This is a genomic window from Halobacillus campisalis, assembly GCF_030345335.1.
Classification (GTDB): domain Bacteria; phylum Bacillota; class Bacilli; order Bacillales; family Halobacillaceae; genus Halobacillus_A; species Halobacillus_A campisalis.
In genome coordinates this window covers 1-230 of sequence record NZ_JAPVRC010000034.1, presented here as the reverse complement: position 1 = coordinate 230, position 230 = coordinate 1, and the positions used below count along the sequence as shown (strand labels likewise).

The following is a 230-nucleotide window of genomic DNA, read 5'->3' as shown; positions in this document are numbered from 1 at the left end:
GGTAAACCCGACTACCATAGGCGCTGAAGAGCTTAACTACTGTGTTCGGCATGGGAACAGGTGTGACCTCTTCGCTGTCGCCACTACATCGTTGATTGAGGTGAACCCACAAAACTGGATAAGACATCGGACATGTTCACAATCGTAACCTTTTCACGAAGGTTGATATATAGTTAAGTCCTCGATTGATTAGTATCCGTCAGCTGCACGTGTCACCACGCTTCCACCTC

The 230-nt window shown here is 47.8% G+C and carries 1 rRNA gene; it reads right to left on the bottom strand.

The features are described 5' to 3' along the window. A 5S ribosomal RNA gene (gene rrf / locus O2Q26_RS19010) occupies positions 1-88 on the bottom strand; the annotation flags it as partial. Positions 89-230: the final 142 nt, after the last annotated feature.